The 1895-nt window shown below is 67.9% G+C and carries 1 protein-coding gene and 2 pseudogenes; all 3 read left to right on the top strand.

Annotated elements, in window-relative coordinates; all coding sequences use genetic code 11:
* Nucleotides 1–190, top strand: a pseudogene (locus tag BLW04_RS25365) (IS256 family transposase); the annotation flags it as partial.
* 333 nt (nt 191–523) lie between these two features.
* Nucleotides 524–679, top strand: coding sequence for a DUF6131 family protein (locus BLW04_RS27270; protein ID WP_091548412.1), 156 nt, complete (start codon nt 524–526; stop codon nt 677–679).
* An 801-nt stretch (nt 680–1480) separates the two neighbouring features.
* Nucleotides 1481–1895, top strand: a pseudogene (locus BLW04_RS25350) (hypothetical protein); the annotation flags it as partial.

The following is a 1895-nucleotide window of genomic DNA, read 5'->3' as shown; positions in this document are numbered from 1 at the left end:
CAACGTCAAGCGCTGGCGCGACGGGCAGATGGCGCTGCGCTGGTGCGCCGCCGGCATGGTCGAGGCCGGCAAGCAGTTCCGCCGGGTCAACGGCCACCTATACCTACCCAAGCTTCGCGCCGCGCTCAACGCCGAGAACACCGGAACTGTCGCATCGACCGTGCATGATGAGGAGGTCGTCGCAGCCTGACGCACAACGGACCGCCACCGAAGTTCTACGGAACTCGGGACAACCTCTGTTGGTCAGCACCGCCAACGTCCCGGCGGACCACGCTTCGTCCACGGTCGCGGCGCCGTGCGTGCGCGTCGGCCGGTCACCTCCCAGGGTCGAGGACGAGCTCATAGCCGCCCGGCAGACCCCGGACCGAATCGACGAGCTTCGGTAGATGCCCTGGCCACTTGGACTGGGCGCGTCACGATCGAGCATCGGCGAGTCATGTCCACCCGAACGGGTGATGCTCCTGGACGCAGCGATGACGCATGGTCACGGTGAACAATCCTCGACCGTCATGAAAGGGCCCTCTTGATCATCCTCGGCATCATCCTGCTGGTACTCGGTTTAGTTCTTCACATCTCAGTCCTGTGGACGATCGGGATCATCCTGCTGGTGATCGGCGCCATCCTCGTGGTGCTCGGCACGGCTGGCCGTGCTGTGGGTGGTCGCAAGCACTGGTACTGAGACGGATGGGGGGCGCAGCGTCCCGCCCGTCCACGTCTGGGACCCCGGCAGCTTCGGCTGTTGGGGTCCCGCCATGTCGAGCCTCCGCGGTCGACTTCCAGAGCTAGGTCCGCGTCCTCTACCCTTCGCCAGCGTCCATCCCAGGCGCAGCGGTTAACGGTGCGGCCCTCATGACGCCTACGGCCCACGGCCGCTGACCCTCGCCGAATCGCGGATCGCTTCTTCCCCCCGCCGGGTGAGGCACAGGGTGACGCAGGCGTGATGGGCGCGGCTGCAGCCCATTATCAGGACGTGATGTTCAGGGCCACCGCTCCGCTCCCGTGGGACGAACTGCACGTACAGGCCTGCGGCGAGGACGGAACGCCGGACTGGGGCAGCATGGTCGTGACCGGCCCCGTGCGGGTCCGGGACGCCCGCGGACGGACGACGCTGCAGTGGTCCGTGTCGGTGCAGTGCCAGCCGGCACCCGAGTCAACCGCCGCAAACTAAGAGTAGGCCCGCGAGCCGCTCGCTGCGGGGAAGGGGCCACGAACGCGAACCGCCATGACTTTCACCCGAGCAGCCGCCGTGTCCTCAGAGCGCGAAGACGGCCTGGATGGTCGGCGGCGTCGCTGTGCGAGTTCGGTCATGACGGTGGCGCCTTCCTCGAACGGCACCACGTCGGTGATCAGGTGGCGGCGGACCCGGTCGCCGTGCGCAGCCAGCAGCGCCAGGGTCTCGTCGCACAGCCGCCGCCAATCCCAGACCTGCGCCAGTCCGCGGGGGACCCGACCGATCTGCGCACAGCGGATGGTGAGCCCCTTGTGGTGGAACTCCTCACCCAGGCGCAGTTCCGGGGCGCCCATCGAGTACGACATCCCCGACTGGGAGGGCAACGGCACCGGCGAGCTGATCACGCTGCTGACCAGCATCACCGACCCCACCGCCGCCCGCCCCGACGAACTCGCTGCCGCGTACAACCAGCGCTGGGAGGAGGAGACCGGCAACGACCAGCTCAAGACCCACCTGCGCGGCCCCGGCCGGGTGCTGCGCTCCCGGCTGCCCGAGCTGGCGTATCAGAAGATCTGGGCCTGGCTGCTGGTCCACCACGCCCTCAGTCATCTGATCACCCAAGCCGCCGATGGAGTTGACCCGCTTTCGCGGACACCTCGTCACTGCGGACACGGATTAGGCCGCAGCTTTTCGTGCAGTGTGCGCCTGCTCGAAACGAGCGGGT

Origin of the sequence: Modestobacter sp. DSM 44400 (assembly GCF_900107175.1) — a bacterium.
Taxonomy (GTDB): Bacteria; Actinomycetota; Actinomycetes; order Mycobacteriales; family Geodermatophilaceae; genus Modestobacter.
This window is presented reverse-complemented; position numbering and strand designations above follow the sequence as displayed.